General features: G+C 57.8%; 13 protein-coding genes. 9 read left to right on the top strand and 4 right to left on the bottom strand.

Going from position 1 to position 15,595, the window contains the following annotated elements:
• Positions 1–11: 11 nt before the first annotated feature.
• Positions 12–647 carry a class I SAM-dependent methyltransferase gene (locus GRI35_RS10040; RefSeq protein WP_160614038.1) on the top strand — a complete coding sequence of 212 codons (636 nt, stop codon included), beginning with the start codon at positions 12–14 and terminating at the stop codon, positions 645–647.
• A gap of 74 nt (positions 648–721) precedes the next feature.
• On the opposite strand, the gene GRI35_RS10035 is transcribed toward GRI35_RS10040, so the two are convergent.
• Positions 722–3,457, bottom strand: a complete 2,736-nt coding sequence (locus tag GRI35_RS10035) for an Rne/Rng family ribonuclease (RefSeq protein ID WP_160614037.1) — start codon at positions 3,455–3,457, stop codon at positions 722–724.
• A 441-nt stretch (positions 3,458–3,898) separates the two neighbouring features.
• On the opposite strand from GRI35_RS10035, the gene GRI35_RS10030 reads away from it, so the two are divergent.
• From GRI35_RS10030 to GRI35_RS10000, 7 genes are all read left to right on the top strand, one after another.
• The gene (locus tag GRI35_RS10030; RefSeq protein WP_160614036.1) at positions 3,899–4,768 is read left to right on the top strand and encodes an N-acetylmuramoyl-L-alanine amidase family protein; all 870 of its coding nucleotides are present in this window, start codon (positions 3,899–3,901) and stop codon (positions 4,766–4,768) included.
• A gap of 97 nt (positions 4,769–4,865) precedes the next feature.
• Positions 4,866–7,382 carry a penicillin-binding protein 1A gene (locus GRI35_RS10025; RefSeq protein ID WP_160614035.1) on the top strand — a complete coding sequence of 839 codons (2,517 nt, stop codon included), beginning with the start codon at positions 4,866–4,868 and terminating at the stop codon, positions 7,380–7,382.
• 113 nt (positions 7,383–7,495) lie between these two features.
• Entirely contained in the window at positions 7,496–8,623 is a 1,128-nt protein-coding gene (gene prfB, locus GRI35_RS10020; RefSeq protein WP_160614034.1) for a peptide chain release factor 2, read from the top strand.
• Positions 8,623–9,375, top strand: coding sequence for a class I SAM-dependent methyltransferase (locus GRI35_RS10015; protein WP_160614033.1), 753 nt, complete (start codon positions 8,623–8,625; stop codon positions 9,373–9,375). The genes prfB and GRI35_RS10015 overlap by 1 nt, the downstream gene beginning before the upstream one ends.
• A gap of 110 nt (positions 9,376–9,485) precedes the next feature.
• Entirely contained in the window at positions 9,486–9,995 is a 510-nt protein-coding gene (gene fabA, locus GRI35_RS10010) for a bifunctional 3-hydroxydecanoyl-ACP dehydratase/trans-2-decenoyl-ACP isomerase (protein ID WP_160614032.1), read from the top strand.
• Positions 9,996–10,019: 24 nt separating this feature from the next.
• Positions 10,020–11,249, top strand: a complete 1,230-nt coding sequence (fabB, locus tag GRI35_RS10005; RefSeq protein WP_160614031.1) for a beta-ketoacyl-ACP synthase I — start codon at positions 10,020–10,022, stop codon at positions 11,247–11,249.
• A 38-nt stretch (positions 11,250–11,287) separates the two neighbouring features.
• On the top strand, positions 11,288–12,076 hold the full coding sequence (locus GRI35_RS10000) for an enoyl-ACP reductase FabI (protein ID WP_160614030.1): 789 nt from the start codon (positions 11,288–11,290) through the stop codon (positions 12,074–12,076).
• A gap of 90 nt (positions 12,077–12,166) precedes the next feature.
• Here GRI35_RS10000 and GRI35_RS09995 read toward each other — a convergent pair whose 3' ends face one another.
• Positions 12,167–13,186: a 2-hydroxyacid dehydrogenase gene (locus GRI35_RS09995; protein ID WP_160614029.1), complete on the bottom strand. Its 1,020-nt coding sequence runs from the start codon at positions 13,184–13,186 to the stop codon at positions 12,167–12,169.
• Positions 13,187–13,332: 146 nt separating this feature from the next.
• Between GRI35_RS09995 and GRI35_RS09990 the strand changes: the two genes are divergently transcribed.
• On the top strand, positions 13,333–13,758 hold the full coding sequence (locus GRI35_RS09990) for an SH3 domain-containing protein (protein ID WP_235900182.1): 426 nt from the start codon (positions 13,333–13,335) through the stop codon (positions 13,756–13,758).
• Positions 13,759–13,832: 74 nt separating this feature from the next.
• Here GRI35_RS09990 and GRI35_RS09985 read toward each other — a convergent pair whose 3' ends face one another.
• Positions 13,833–14,234 (bottom strand): hypothetical protein, encoded by a 402-nt coding sequence (locus GRI35_RS09985; RefSeq protein WP_160614027.1) that lies wholly within the window; start codon positions 14,232–14,234, stop codon positions 13,833–13,835.
• 81 nt (positions 14,235–14,315) lie between these two features.
• Entirely contained in the window at positions 14,316–15,512 is a 1,197-nt protein-coding gene (locus GRI35_RS09980) for a thiolase family protein (RefSeq protein WP_160614026.1), read from the bottom strand.
• Positions 15,513–15,595: the final 83 nt, after the last annotated feature.

Below are 15,595 nucleotides of genomic sequence, written 5' to 3'. Positions count from 1 at the left end.
GAAGAGCGAAAATGGGCATTGCGAAATGGTGGGATGAGCATGGTGTTCCGCGCGTTATCAAAGTGGCGTGCGGTGCACCGCAGATCATGAAGTTACGTTCGCAGCTAGTGCCGCTGGCGCAGGGTGATGTGTTCGAGATCGGTTGTGGCGGCGGGATTAACCAGCAATTTTACAATGCCGGTGCGATCAGCCGCTATGCCGGAATAGATCCCGGTGCGAAGCTGCTGGAATACACCAAGGCGGAGGCCCAGAAGAAAGGCTGGAAAGCCGATATTCGCGACGGCGTTGGCGAAGCTATTCCGTTTGATGATGCCAGTTTTGATACTGTGGTGTGCACCTACACCATGTGCTCGGTGCAGGATCAGGCGCAAGTTGTGCGCGAGATGCGGCGTATTCTGAAGCCGGGTGGCAGGCTGCTATATCTGGAGCACGGGCGCGCGCCCGATGCTTCGGTCGCCAAATGGCAGGACCGTATCGAGCCGATTTGGAAACCGATTGCCGGTGGATGTCATTTGACGCGTCCGATCACCACAGCAGTGCGCGACGGCGGCTTTGAAGTCGAGCAACTGGGCGAGCGCTATGCGCCCAAGACGCCGCGGCCGGTTGGTTGGATGGAATGGGGTGTCGGTGTGAAGGTCGGGGCTTAGACTTTTCCTCCATCAGAAAAGCCAAACGCCACCCCTGCTTTCGCAAGAGTGGCGTCTGATTGTTCTAAGCCAAATTACTCACCAAAAGTGCGCTGCCACCAGCCGCCGCGCTTCTTAGCGGGCTTTTCTTCGCTGGCAGTTTCCTCAGCTTTTGCCGATGACTTGGCCTTCGTTGCGGGTTTTGTCTCATCCGCAGGTTCGGCATCAGCCTTCTTCTTGCGAGGCGCGCGCTTCGGCTTTGGTTTCTCAGCCGTTTCCTCTGACGGAGCGTCAGCGACATCAGCCTTTTTCTTGCGCGGGGCACGCTTGGCTTTAGGCTTTTCCGCTTCACCGGCTGTTGGCGATTCCGCATCAGCATCGGCCTTCTTGCGGCGTGTCCGCTTTGGCTTCTCCGCTACTTCGGTTTCTTCTGTAGCGGTTTCGTCCACTTTCTTTTTCCGAGGAGCACGCTTGCGTTTTGGCTTCTCTTCGGCGGCTGCACCGGCAGTTTGTGGTGCATTATCGGGACCGGCAACGACCGACATGTCCTCTTTGACCTGCTCCGACACGTCATCGAGATTTTTGGCATCATCTGCCGTTATCTCATTGTCGCCGCCGTTATTGTCACCGTTCTCGCCGCCATTATTGTTGCGGTTACGGCCGCCACGGCGACCGCGTCCACCACGACGCCGGCGCTTTTTCTTGGGCTTGCCGTCTTCGTCGAGCTCTTCATCGCGATTGTTGCCGCGCTGATCGGAACCACTGTTGTCGCTGTTATCATTATTCTTCTTGCGGCCACGACCGCCGCGGCTACGGCGCTTCTTCGGTCGATCGTCTTCATCGTCCTCGTAAGCGTCTTCTTCGATATCATCGTCATCATCATCGTCATCATCGACAATCGGCTCGAATTTCGGCGCTTCGGTCGGGCGCGGGCCTGAGCTAGCGACGGTCATCTTCGCGCCTTCGTCTTCGCCCTCAGGTAAAACTTCGACGGTAACGTTATAGCGATCTTCGATCTCGGTCAGCTCGCTGCGCTTGGTGTTGAGCAAATAGACTGCCGCTTCGGTGCTCGCACCAAGCTGGATGGTCGTGCCTTTGCCTTTGGCTGCCTCATCTTCGATCAGACGCAATGCCGATAAGCCAGCGGATGACGCCGTGCGGACGAGGCCCGTACCATCGCAATGCGGACATTCGCGGGTGGATGCTTCGAGCACGCCTGTGCGCAAACGCTGGCGGCTCATTTCCATCAGTCCGAAGCCGGAAATCCGACCGACCTGAATGCGCGCGCGGTCGTTCTTGAGCGAATCCTTCATCGCGCGTTCGACTTTGCGGACGTTGGAATTGTATTCCATGTCGATGAAGTCGATCACGACCAGACCGGCCATATCGCGCAAGCGCAGCTGACGGGCGATTTCGCGCGCAGCCTCTACGTTGGTCGCAGTGGCGGTCTGCTCGATGCCGTGCTCCTTGGTGGAACGGCCCGAGTTGATGTCGATCGACACCAGAGCTTCGGTCGGGTTGATGACCAGATAGCCGCCCGATTTGAGCTGCACGACGGGGTCGTACATCGCGCGCAGCTGATCCTCGGCACCGTAGCGCTGGAACAGCGGAACCGGATCGGAATATGCCTTCACCCGCCGCGCATGGCTGGGCATCAGCATTTTCATAAAGGCTTTGGCGGATTTATATCCGTCCTCACCCTCGACGATCACTTCCTCGATCTCACGATTATAGATGTCTCGGATAGCGCGTTTTATCAGATCGCTATCCGAATGGATCAGGGCAGGGGCGCTCGACCCCAATGTGTTGTTGCGGATCTCATCCCACAGGCGGGCGAGATAATCGAAATCGCGTTTGATCTCGGTTTTGGTGCGGCTGAGACCAGCAGTACGGACGATCAGACCCATGGTCTTGGGCAGTTGAAGGTCGCCGACAATTTGCTTCAGACGTTTGCGGTCCTGCGCGCTCGAAATCTTACGGCTGATGCCGCCGCCGTGGCTGCTGTTCGGCATAAGCACGGTGTAGCGACCAGCAAGGCTGAGATAGGTGGTGAGGGCAGCGCCCTTATTGCCGCGCTCTTCTTTGACGACCTGAACGAGCAGAACCTGACGGCGCTGGATAACGTCCTGGATTTTGTAGCGGCGGCGCAATGCCATCCGCTTGGCGCGGACTTCGTCGACTTCTTTCGCGCGGCTGCGGCCTTTGCCGCCACCTTGACGGCGGCCACCCTTTTTACCGGTGCGGCCGCGGCGTCCGCGACCACGGCGACCTTTCGGCTTATTGCCGTCATCATCGTCATCATCGGAAGAATCTTCGTCTTCCTCCGAATCGTCATCGTCGCTGTCGTCATCGTCGTCGCCATCTACATGACCTTCTTCGATGGTAGCGACTTTGTCTTTTTCGGACGTGTCGATTTCCTCCATGCCGTCTTCGGCAAGGTCTTCGGCTAGCGCTTCAGAGGATTCGTCGTCGGCGTCATATTCCTCACCGGGAACGTTGCCATCTTCTTCCTCTTCATTGCGTAGGCGCGCTTCTTCTTCAGCGGCCTCAGCCTCTTCAGCGAGCAGCGCCTCGCGATCCTCTTTCGGGATCTGGTAATAGTCCGGGTGGATTTCGTTGAAAGCAAGGAAGCCGTGGCGGTTGCCGCCAAAGTCGACAAATGCCGCCTGCAACGAGGGTTCTACCCGCGTAACTTTTGCTAGATAGATATTGCCTTTGATCTGCTTGTGTTCGGCAGATTCAAAGTCGAATTCCTCAATCCGGTTGCCTTTTAGTACCGCCACCCGGGTTTCTTCCGAGTGGCGCGCATCGATTAGCATGCGCGTTGCCATTGAATTGTCTCCATGCGCCACCGGGCGGGCTCAGGCCCACCAATGAGTGACGCAAATATGTGTGGAAACCGCCGACCTTTCTGGTCGCAGCGGTGTGATAAAACCGGCGGACGCGTTTCTGCGCGTCATGCCGGGGTGATGTGTCTGCCGAGAAGAGAGTGCGCATCGTGTGCGCTGCCCGGTCCGCCCACAGGCCGCCGCAGCGCTGTGGCTGCTGCGAGTGGGTCGGGGAGAGGCTTCTCATGTCTGCATCAACCTGTGAATGACTTGGGCAGGTGCCCGAGTGCGTATTGGCGAGTTTCTTACTACTAAGCCACTGGATTAGCATCCGGCGGGCTGAATAAGGCGAACCCGTTCCAACGTGTCGATTGCTAGCACCGTGGGTTTCTTACCGCAACCATATTGCGCAATGTATGCGCAAGACAGTAACACAGGCGCGCAATGTCGCTGCGTATGCAACTTTGGCTGATTTTTCTGGCACCGGTCCTGCTTGTTGGCGGGCTCTATGCGCTCGGGCTGTCTATCCCGGTGCCGCATCTGGGGCGCGATTACGTGATACGGCTTGCCTTGCCAGAAGCGGGGCAGCCGGTTGATTTGCCCGAAATTCTAGGGCCGGAAGACAGGTCGCGCCCGCTTGTCGTGATTGATGCCGGTCATGGCGGCCACGATCCGGGCGCAAGCGGGGGCGGATTTCGTGAAAAAGATTTGGTGCTCGGGCTTGCGAAAGCATTGCGGGACCAGCTGGTTGAAGAGGGCGGCATTCGCGTGGCGCTAACGCGGGACGACGATACGTTTCTGGTGTTGGAAGAGCGTCCGGAAATTGCGCGCAGGCTTGATGCCGATCTGTTCATTTCCATTCACGCCGATTCGTCCGGAGAGATCAGCACCGTCAGCGGCGCGAGCATATATACGCTGTCGAACGAGGCATCGAGCGAGGCAGCTGCCCGTTTTGCCGAGCGTGAAAACGAAGCGAGTGCGTTGAACGGTGCGGTCATTGCCGGGCAAAGCGAGGATGTAAGCAATATCTTGGTCGAATTGTCCCAGCGGCGAGTGCAGCAACACTCTGCAGAGTTCGCCAGCCTTATAACACGCGAAGGGAACGGTGTTTTGAAGTTTCATCCGCAGCGCCGTCGCTCGGCAGCGCTGGGCGTCTTGCGCGCACCGGATGTCCCTGCCGTTCTTTATGAATCCGGTTTTATAACCAATCCAAGCGATGCAGCGCGTCTTGCGTCCGAGGAAGGACGCCAGCAATTCGCTGAAGTTATGGCCCGAGCAATTCGCATCTATTTCGCGCGGCAAAGCGGTGAATGAACCGGTGACGAAGTGGCCGATGTATCACCATCACCAGCATGCGGACAAAACGCTCTGGCGCAATTCAGAATCGCCATGCTAGAGGTCCACTCGAATTATGGCTGAGACATCAACATTCGAGAATTTGAGCTATCGCATTCGCCGCGACGCCAGCGGCGTATGGGCATGGTGCAAGAATAGCTGGCGTGAAAAGCGCTGGTTCCGCTGGGGCGCAATCGCGCTGGGAATATTCCTCGCCTTGTGGTTGGTCCTATGGATTATTCTGGCGCGCAATTTGCCCGACGCGGAAACGCTGCTGGATTACGAGCCCCCATTGCCGACAGTCGTGCGCGGTATTGAAGGCGATATCGTCCATTCCTACGCCCGTGAGCGACGCGTGCAGCTGCAATACGCCGATTTCCCGCAAACGCTGATCGAGGCGTATCTTGCCGCGGAAGACAAAACCTTCTTTAGCCATGGCGGTATCGATGCCGGCGGTTTGGCTGGCGCGGTAATCGATTATGTCAGCAAGCTCGGATCGGACGAGCGTGCAGTCGGCGGTTCGACCATCACGCAGCAGGTGGCAAAGAACATCCTTTTGACAAACGAATATTCGGTCACGCGTAAGCTGAAGGAAATGATGCTGGCGCGTCGGATTGAAGGCGTTCTCACCAAGCAGCAAATTCTTGAGCTCTATCTCAACGAGATTCCGCTGGGCCGCCGGAGCTTTGGTGTACAGGCGGCATCGCGCGCCTATTTCGACAAGGATGTCGGTGATCTGGAATTGCATGAAATGGCGTTCCTTGCCATTCTTCCGAAAGCGCCGGAAGTATACGGCCGCGCGAAGAATGCTGACAGCGCGCTGGCACGTCGCAACTTTGTGCTCGGGCAAATGGCAGAGAACGAATTTATCACCGCTGCGCAGGCTGATGCAGCCAAAGCGATGCCACTCGGTCTCGTTACGGAGCGTTCGCGCACTCGCTCGGTCGATGCGGGCTACTTCCTTGAGGAAGTTCGCCGCGAGCTGATCGGCCAGTTCTGTGAAGCGGCTGAGGATTGCAAGAACAGCGTCTATGGTGGCGGATTGTGGGTGCGCACTTCGCTTGATCCGGAAATGCAGGACGCTGCACGTAACGCTTTGCGCCGCGGGATGGTCCGCTATCATGGCAATCGCGGTTGGGGCGGTCCGATTGCGACAATCGATATGGGTGCAGGCAATTGGAGCGGGCAACTCGCCAGCTCTTTCCTTGGGATCAATTACGAAGGCTGGCGGATCGGTGTTGTAACCGAGCGCGAGGGAAGCTCCGCGAAGATAGGCTTCTCCGATGGTGAAGAAGCGCCGCTCACAAACTTGCCGAATGCGTTGAAAGCTGGCGATGTCATTGCGGTAGAGAAGTCGGGCAATGGTTTCCGTGTTCGTACGCTTCCCGGCGTGTCTGGCGGCTTTGTGGCGCAGGACCCGCAGACGGGCCGTGTTCTCGCGATGCAGGGCGGATTCGATAGCAGGCTTGGGTCCTTCAATCGCGCCACGCAGGCCAATCGCCAGCCGGGCTCCACCATCAAGCCATTTGTTTATGCAACGGGCCTGGACAACGGGATGACACCGGCCAGCGAGATCCCGGACCAGACCTACTGCTATTATCAGGGCTCTCAGTTGGGCGAGAAGTGTTTCCGCAATTCTGGCGGCGGCGGTGGCGGTATGCACACCATGCGCTGGGGACTCGAACAATCGCGCAACCTGATGACCGTCCATATCGCGATGGAATCGGGAATGCCCAAAGTCGTTGATATGATCGAGAATGTCGGCATCGGCAGCTATGACCCCTATCCGGCATTCGCGCTCGGTGCTGGCGAAACCACGGTCATGAAAATGGTCAATGCTTATTCGGCCCTGGCGAACCATGGTCGCCTTAACAAGCCAACGGTCATTGACTATGTGCAGGATCGCCGCGGCAAGGTGATTTACCGCGCGGATAAGCGCGCCTGTAATGGCTGCAATATGCCAGAGTGGGATGGCAAACCCATGCCGCGTATTGCGCCGAGCGGAGAGCAGGCACTCGATGCACGAACCGCTTTTCAGACGGTTCATATGCTCGAGGGTGTGGTAAAGCGCGGGACCGGCACAGTACTCCGCAATCTCGATATTCCAATGTTCGGAAAGACCGGCACGACGACCGGGCCTAAGGATGTATGGTTTGTTGGCGGTACGCCTGATGTGATCGCTGGGGCTTACATCGGCTATGACACGCCTCGCAATTTGGGTGGTTATGCCCAGGGCGGAACGGTGGCCGCGCCGATTATACGCCAGTTCTTTAGCGAAACCAAAGAACGCATGAGCGGTGATCCGTTTGTTGCTCCGGCAGGTGTTCGCATGGTGCGTGTGGATCGAATTTCCGGCAAGCGCGTTTTCGATGCCTGGCCAGGCAGCGATCCAAAGGCGAGCGTGATTTGGGAGGCTTTCAAGCCCGATACCGAGCCGCCACGGATAACGCGCCGTGACGAGATCGAAAGCAAGCGCAAAGAGATCATCGCGCTCATCAAGCAAGGCTCTGCGGCGCAAGGTGAACAGGCGGCGGCTGCTCCTCGCGAAGACGCACCCGAAGACTTTGTCGAGGATCAAGGCGGTATATATTAGCGGGCCCGGTCCGCTAGATGTGTCACCGAATACTGCGTCGCCGAACTTTACAAACCGCATCTGTCCGCTAAGCGGGCCGCGAATGCTGGCCTTACCCTAGGGAGAACAATGCCATGCGTGCCGAAGGGCAGGCCAATATCGAACGGATCGAAGCCGCGCTGCAACTGGTGCGGATGTCGCTGGACTGGGAGCGCGCATTGCGCCGTCTGGACGAGCTGAATGCGCGTGTGGAAGATCCGACTCTTTGGGATAATCCGAAAGAGGCCGAGAAGATCATGCGCGAGCGGCGTGTGCTTGAAAGCGGTGTCGGTACGGTGCGCGAAATTTCCTCCGAAATGGCCGACGCGATCGAATTCATTGAGATGGGCGAGGCCGAAGGCGATGACGACATCGTCGAGGATGGCCACGCCAGCCTGCAAAAACTCGCCGACCGCGCCGACGCTGACAAGGTTCAGGCACTGCTCGCTGGTGAAGCTGACGGCTACGACACTTATATTGAAATCCACGCAGGTGCTGGCGGAACGGAGAGCCAGGACTGGGCAGAAATGCTCCAGCGGATGTATTCCCGTTGGGCCGAGAAGCGCGGCTACAAGGTCGAGATGGTCGATTATCACGCAGGCGATCAAGCAGGTATCAAGTCCGCGACGATGCTGGTCAAAGGCGAGAATGCTTACGGTTATGCCAAGACCGAGAGCGGTGTGCATCGCCTCGTCCGGATCAGTCCGTATGATAGCGCTGCCAAGCGCCATACCAGCTTTAGTTCGGTCTGGGTCTACCCCGTGATCGACGATGATTTTGAAGTCGATATCAATGAAGGCGATCTGAAAATCGACACCTACCGCGCATCGGGTGCAGGCGGCCAGCACGTCAACACAACCGATTCTGCGGTGCGGATTACCCACCAGCCCACCGGCATTGTTGTTGCCAGCCAAAATGATCGCAGCCAGCACAAAAACCGCGCTACGGCGATGAACATGCTCAAGGCGCGGCTCTATGAAAAAGAGATGGCGGAACGCGAGGCAGCAGCCGGTTCGGAATATGAGTCGAAGACCGAAATCGGGTGGGGTCACCAGATCCGGTCTTACGTTCTGCAGCCTTACCAGATGGTCAAAGATTTGCGGACGGGCACAACATCAAGCTCGCCGGGCAACGTTCTCGACGGAGATATTGACGAATTTATTTCGGCAGCGCTGGCGCAACGTGTTACCGGTGAAAAGGTAGACGTGGAGGATGTGGAATAATGCGCAGTGCGGTTTTGGCATTGTCGATTGTCATAGCTGCGGCCGGCTGCAAGCCGGTTGCGGACCAGACGGATCGCCCCGAAACTGCGCTTGAATTCCCGCTGCCCGACCGCCCGGTATCCGATTTGGGTTCTAACGAGTTTTCGACAGAGACCGCGCGTGATGCTGCGGGCGAAGCGGAAACAGTCATGGACCTTGCCGAGATAGAGCTTGGCACAACCGTTGCCGATATTGGTGCGGGTGAGGGATATTATACCGTTCGCTTGGCCAAGCGTGTCGGCGCAGAAGGTCGCGTCCTTGCTCAGGATATTGACGAGGATGCACTTGAGCGCCTCGGCAACCGGGTCGAGAAAGAACGTCTCGACAATGTCTCCATCAAACTTGGTGCACCAGACGATCCGCGGCTTCCCGAGCGGAGCTTTGACCGGATTTTCCTCGTTCACATGTATCATGAGGTGCAGGAGCCCTATGCATTTCTGTATCGGTTATGGCCTGCACTGAAAGAAGGCGGTCAGGTGATCGTCGTCGATGTCGACAGGCCCACCGATCAGCACGGGATCGACCCGTTGCTGCTATCATGCGAGTTCGAGCGTGTCGGGTTCGAACTGGTCACGTTTAAAGACCGTCCGGAACTGGCGGGGTACTATGCACAGTTCAAGGCAGCAGCTACGAGGCCTGAGCCGCAAGACATCAAACCGTGCCGCGGACCAGAGCTTGGCGCTGCGGGCGGGACAGGCAAAGCGGCGAACTAGGCTGCAAGAACGAAATCAACCCAAAACGGCCGTGCGTTCTTTCCCTCCCCAATGCACGGTGCTAATCGCGATCATGCGTAATGCGACACAATGAAGGAGTAATGCCGGGAATGACCGATTTTCCAACCAGCTTTGACCGCGAAGACCTGTTAAAATGCGCGCGCGGCGAGTTGTTCGGCCCCGGCAATGCGCAATTGCCCGAACCGCCGATGCTCATGATGGACCGGATCACGGATATTTCGGGCGATGGCGGCGAACATGGCAAAGGCCATGTCGTGGCCGAATTTGATATCAATCCCGACCTCTGGTTCTTCGACTGCCATTTTCCCGGTAACCCCATCATGCCTGGCTGTCTCGGATTGGACGGTCTGTGGCAACTCACTGGCTTCAATCTCGGTTGGCGCGGATGGCAAGGGCGGGGCTACGCGCTGGGGGTTGGCGAGGTCAAGCTGACCGGAATGGTACGGCCAGAGCGCAAGATGCTGAAATATTTCGTGGACTTTACCAAAGCAGTTCAAACACGGCGTTTGACCATGGGCGTGGCTGATGGCCGGGTCGAGGCGGACGGCGAAGTTATTTATCAAGTCAAAGATATGAAAGTCGCCCTGTCCGATGCTTGATCGGTCGGAAGCGTGAGGGAAATTATGCGTCGCGTTGTCATTACTGGACTGGGGATCGTATCCTCGATTGGAAATAACCAAGCGGAGGTGCTTGCTTCGCTTAAAGCGGGCAAGTCGGGCATTACCTTTAACGAGGATATGGCCGAACACGGGTTCCGTTCGCAGATCGCGGGCGCAATCGACCTCGACGTTAAGGAACACGTCGATAAACGGACATTGCGATTTATGGGCCCCGGGGCGGCCTATGCGCATATCGCAATGGGTCAGGCGATTGTCGATGCCGGGCTGGAAGAAAAGGACGTTGTCAATCCGATGACCGGAGTGATTGCAGGGTCCGGCGGCCCTTCAACCTCGGCGATGCTGGCGGCGCATCAGACTGTATTGAAGTCGGGCGCTACCAAACGCATCGGCCCGTTCGCTGTACCCAAGACCATGTCCTCTACCGTGAGCGCCAACCTTGCCACGGCCTATCAGATCAAGGGCATGAACTTTTCGATTACGTCGGCGTGTTCGACTTCGCTTCATTGCATCGGGATGGCCGCACAGCAGATCGCGCTGGGCAATCAGGATGTGATGTTCGGCGGTGGCGGCGAAGAACTGGACTGGACACTGTCTTGCCTGTTCGACGCTATGGGCGCGATGTCGAGCAAATATAACGATACGCCCGAACGCGCCTCGCGCGCTTTCGATGCCGACCGCGACGGTTTTGTCATCGGCGGCGGCGGAGCCATTCTGGTGCTTGAAAGCCTTGAACACGCGCAGGCCCGCGGTGCCAAGATATACGCCGAAGTCACTGGGTTTTGCGCAACATCAGATGGTGCTGACATGGTGGCTCCATCCGGCGAAGGCGGTGAGCGGTCAATGCGCGGAGCGCTGCGGACACTCGGTGACGACCGCAAAATTAGTTATATCAACGCGCATGGCACTTCGACGCCGGTCGGTGATGTCGGAGAGATCGAGGCCGTGCGCCGCGTCTTTGGCGACGGCACCACACCGCCGGTTAGCTCGACCAAGTCCATGACCGGGCACAGCCAAGGCGCCACCGGTGCGCAGGAAGCGGTCTATTGTTTGCTGGCGCTGGAGAACGACTTCATCATTCCATCTATCAATGTCGAAACGCTTGATCCGGCGCTGAAGCCGGCAGAAATCGCCACTGAATTGGTTGAGAATGCAGGGCTCGATACAGTGATGACCAACAGTTTCGGTTTTGGTGGTACCAACGGAACTATCCTGCTGTCTAAATTTCACGGATAGATCATGGCGTGAGCGCCACTAAGCAGAGGTGAACCACAATGGGTGTGCTTTCGGGAAAAAATGGCCTGATCATGGGCGTTGCCAATGACCGATCAATTGCCTGGGGAATTGCCAAGGCTTGTGCCGAGGCCGGCGCAGAACTTGCGTTCACATATCAGGGGGATGCCTTTGGCAAACGCCTTGAGCCGCTGGCCCAAAGCGTCGGCTCGGATTTTATGGTCGACGTGGACGTCACAGACGATGCCTCGCTAGACGCTGCGTTCAGCGCTGTCCAAGACCGCTGGGGCCGGTTGGATTTTCTGGTCCACGCCATCGCCTTTTCGGACAAGTCCGAACTGACAGGGCGCATCCTCGATACATCACGCGCGAATTTCAAAAACTCGATGGATATCTCTGCCTACAGCTTCATCGAAGTCGCGCGCCGCGCGCATCCGATGATGGTGGAGCACGGCGGCACGCTGCTGACGCTGAGCTATATGGGCTCGAACCGGGTGACGCCGAATTACAATGTTATGGGCGTCGCAAAGGCGGCGTTGGAAGCGGCCGTGCGCTACTTGGCGAACGATCTCGGCCCGGAGGGTATTCGCGTCAACGCGGTCAGCCCCGGCCCGATGAAAACTCTCGCCGGCTCGGCGATTGGTGGTGCGCGCAGGACTTGGAAGCATACCGAGACCAACGCCCCGCTCCGCGCCAATGCGACGCTTGAGGCTGTGGGCGGCACAGCAGTCTATCTCTGCAGCGACGCCGGAGCATGCACTACAGGTGAAATTATTCGTGTCGATGGCGGTTTTCATGTCTTAGGTATGCCGCAGCAAGAAAACCTCTAATCGTCCCTGTATGGATGCTTGAGCGGAAACGAGCGAACAAGCGCCTGCCAAAACTCTTGCCGAACGATCCGAGAGCAGATTCAGCCTTGGCTAACTCACCAACGCATCCAGCACTTGATCCGGCGGTCTGTGTCCGTCCGCCCACATGCGGATGTTTGCGATAACTTTCAAACCTGATGCCTCGCGTCCCTCGGCGGTGGCGCTGCCGATATGGGGTAAGGTCATAACATTGGGATGCGCTAGCAGCCGTTTATCGACTTTTGGCTCTTCTGGGTAAACGTCCAGCCCGGCACCTGCCAGTTTACCGCTTTCGAGCGCGGAAATCAGCGCTTCCTGATCGACCAGATCGCCGCGTGCGGTGTTGATGAGGCAGGAGCCCTCTTTCATCAGATCGAAGCGGCCGGAATCGTAGAAGCCGATGGTCCGTTCTGTCGCGGGGCAGTGGAGTGTTACGATATCCGACGCAGCAATCAGCTCGTCTTCATGCTCGAAGAATTCGGCGCCGAGCATTGTCTCGACCGCAAGCGGGAGCCTATGCCGATTATGATAAGCAATCTTGAGGCCGAATGCGCGGGCGCGGTGGGCAACTGCCTGACCAATCCGGCCCATACCAATGATACCCAGCGTTTTTCCGCCGAGCTGACGCCCTAGCATTCCCGATGGGGCCCAGCCGGTCCATTTGCCTCTGCGCACCAGTGCAACCCCCTCACGCACCCGGCGCGGCACGCCGATAATCAGCGCCATGGTCAGATCAGCAGTATCGTCGGTGAATACGCTTGGGGTGTTGGTCACGATAATGCCGCGATCGCGCGCGGCTTTCAGGTCGATATGGTCTGTTCCTGCACCGAAACTGGCTATCAATCCCAGACGGTCGCCAGCCTTGGCAATCAAATCTGCGTCGATCCGGTCCGTCACCGTCGGCACAATAACGTCGGTATCGTGCATAGCCTCAACAAGCTGATCGCGGGAGAAGGGTGCATCGCCGGAATTCAGCGACGTATCGTATAGCTCCACCATCCGCGCTTCGACCGATGGCATCAATTGGCGCGTGACGATCACTTTAGGAGTGCCGTCGACCCGCCGCGTCGCTGTGTCATTACTATTGGGCATGCCGATCTCGCTAGGACGGGGCAGGGCAGAGCGTCAAGCGGGAAGCAGCACGAGTTCAAGATGATCGCTTGAAGCGGAGCGCCGGAACGCGTTAAGGTGCCTGCATGAAGTTTCGAATTCTCCCCGCGATTATTTTGGCTGCTTTAATGTCTGTTCCTGCGCAGGCTCAGAAGCGCGAGGCGCCGTATTGGGCGACAATCAAAACATCGGAATTGAACATGCGAGTCGGGCCAAGCCGCGAGTTCAAGATTGCATGGGTTTATAAGCGCGAGGGTTTGCCGATAAAGGTCATTCGCGTGGCCGAAGGATGGCGTTTGGTTCGGGACTCCGAGGGGACCGAGGGTTGGGTGAGCGGAAACCTGCTCAGCGCCAATCGCGGTGCTGTGGTGATCGGAGACGGCGTAGCAGCGATGCGCGATGCACCTGCCGAGACCGGAAAGCTGAAATGGAACGCGGCCGTTGGTGTTGTCGGCTCTCTGGGCGATTGTTCGGCGGGCTGGTGTGAATTCAATGTCGCCGGCCGTGAAGGGTGGATCAAGCAAAGCCGGATATGGGGCGCGGGCGAACCCTAAAGTCTTCCCCTAATGTCTCAGACAAAAAAGGGCGGCCAAAAGCCGCCCTTTTCCTAGACAATCGGAGCGCCGGCTTATTCGGCAGCAGCGTCCGCTTCCATTTTGCGAACTGTGACTGATACGCCATCGTCATTGGTGGCGACCCAGCTGCCGTCTTCGGCGGGTTCACCATCGGTCCAGCACTCAGGTGCGGAGCCTTCTTCCGAGGAGTTGAAGCAGGTTTGGCCATTGGCCGCCTGAGACACTTCACCGGTGGTTACCGTGCCGTCCGCGGCAGTATTGGTGTATTTGCCATCCTCGGTAATGACGGTGGTCGCTTTGCTACCGTCAGCCATGGTTGATTCGTATGTTCCGGCCATGCTGTCTTCAGCAGTCGGTGCTTCTGCGGTAACCTCGGCATCGGGCTCGGCAGGCGCTTCGCCTTTTGAGCAAGCGGCCAAGGCGACACAGCTAGCGAGTACGATCAGTTTCTTCATTATATTCCCTCCATGAAACGAAGCGTGCGAAATACCACCAAACAGTCGGGTATTCGAATCAAATCCGTAAGTGACTGGTTCCTAGACCATTTCGACAGCGATCGCTGTTGCCTCGCCGCCGCCGATGCACAGGCTGGCCACGCCACGCTTCTTGCCATGCTGTTTCAGCGCATTCAGCAGTGTTACGATGATCCGCGTGCCGCTGGCGCCGATAGGGTGACCAAGAGCAGTTCCACCGCCATTGATGTTGATCTTCTCATGCGGAATGCCGATGTCGCGCATCGCGAACATCGCAACGCAGGCGAAGGCTTCATTGACTTCCCAGATATCAACGTCATCGGTCGACCAACCGGCTTTTTCGAGGACCGAGTTGATCGCGCCGATCGGGGCGATAGTGAACTCGGAAGGTTCCTGGGCATGAGCAGCGGTGGCAATAATGGTCGCAATGGCTTTCTGGCCTTGTTCTTCAGCAAGGCTTTTGCGGGTCAGGACCACAGCGGCAGCACCGTCAGAGATCGAGCTGGAGGTTGCCGCCGTAATGGTGCCATCTTTGGCGAAAGCAGGGCGTAGCGTCGGGATTTTGTCTGGACGACCGCGACCGGGCGCTTCGTCTGTATCGACAACAATATCGCCGCGGCGCGTGCTGATCGTAACCGGAACAACTTCGTCGGCAAATGCACCGCTTTCAATCGCAGCATTCGCGCGGCGGAGGGATTCGATTGAGTATTCGTCCATTTCCTCACGGGTCAGCTGGTATTCGTTCGCGGTGTCCTGCGCGAAGGTGCCCATTGCGCGGCCTTCCTCGTATGCGTCTTCGAGCCCGTCGAGGAACATGTGATCATAAGCTGTGTCATGCCCGATCCGCGCGCCCGAGCGGTGCTTTTTCAGCAAATACGGGGCATTGGTCATGCTTTCCATGCCGCCCGCGATCGCGGTGTCGATAGAGCCGGCGGCCAGTGCTTCGGCACCCATAATTACTGTTTGCATGCCCGATCCACAGACCTTGTTGACCGTCGTGGCTTGAACCGACTTCGGCAAGCCAGCTTTCAGAGCAGCCTGGCGGGCAGGAGCCTGGCCCAAGCCGGCGGGCAGGACGCAGCCCATATAGATGCGGTCAATCGCATCGCCGGATACCCCGGAACGCTCAACCGCAGCTTTAACAGCGGTCGCGCCCAATTCTGTTGCCGATGCATCGGATAATGCGCCCTGCATGCTGCCCATTGGTGTGCGGGCATAGGACAGGATGACAATCGGATCGGAGGCAGAGAACTGGGTCATGGGATGCTTTCTATTTAGAGGTGTCGTTGTGGTGTGACCTAATGTTGCAGCGCATCAAAATCAATCGACATAGCTGTGGGCCA

Source organism: Pontixanthobacter aestiaquae (assembly GCF_009827455.1).
Taxonomy (GTDB): domain Bacteria; phylum Pseudomonadota; class Alphaproteobacteria; order Sphingomonadales; family Sphingomonadaceae; genus Pontixanthobacter; species Pontixanthobacter aestiaquae.
The sequence above is the reverse complement of the archived record's forward strand: the minus strand, read 5'-3'. Positions and strand labels throughout refer to the sequence as shown.